The organism is Segatella salivae DSM 15606 (assembly GCF_000185845.1).
In the GTDB taxonomy this organism is placed as follows: domain Bacteria; phylum Bacteroidota; class Bacteroidia; order Bacteroidales; family Bacteroidaceae; genus Prevotella; species Prevotella salivae.
The window spans coordinates 435,450-435,960 of record NZ_GL629647.1 but is presented as its reverse complement, the minus strand read 5'-3'; the positions used below and the strand labels follow the sequence as shown (position 1 = coordinate 435,960).

The window sequence follows — 511 nt, the reverse complement described above, 5'->3', positions numbered from 1 at the left end:
ATTCCTTTCAAGTGGGAAAAGCATCGCTCAGCTTCTCTCCCTTTCCGAGGAGCAGTTACATGAGATGTTTGGCAGTATGGAATCCCGACGTCGGGAGCCATCTTCCAAAAGGATTGAATTGGAGGCTTTGCTTCCCGGATATGTATCCCGCCTGACACGTAAAGGGATGAGTGTCAGGAAACTTTTCAAGGAGTATCATTCCGAGTATCCTGATGGTCTTCAGCTGTCTTCCTTCAAGCGAGCAGTCCGCCAGTACAAGTTCCACATCAAGGTCGTCGGCCATGTCGAACACTATGCCGCAGACCAGATGTATGTTGATTTTGCCGGTGACTGGCTTGAAGTTGTCGATGAGATGACAGGCGAGACAAAGAAGGCCGAAGTCTTTGTTGCCATCCTTCCATTCAGTCATTACACCTACTGTGAGGCCGTATGGTCGCAGCGCAAGGAAGACCTGATTAAGGGATGCGAGAATGCCATGCTGTATTTCGAAGGAGCTCCGGCGGCAATAGTA

The 511-nt window shown here is 49.9% G+C and carries 1 protein-coding gene; it reads left to right on the top strand.

What is annotated here, in order from left to right; translation table 11 throughout:
- Window positions 1-511, top strand: a 511-nt coding sequence (locus HMPREF9420_RS01845) for a hypothetical protein (protein ID WP_044079027.1), incomplete at both ends; no start/stop codon positions are given.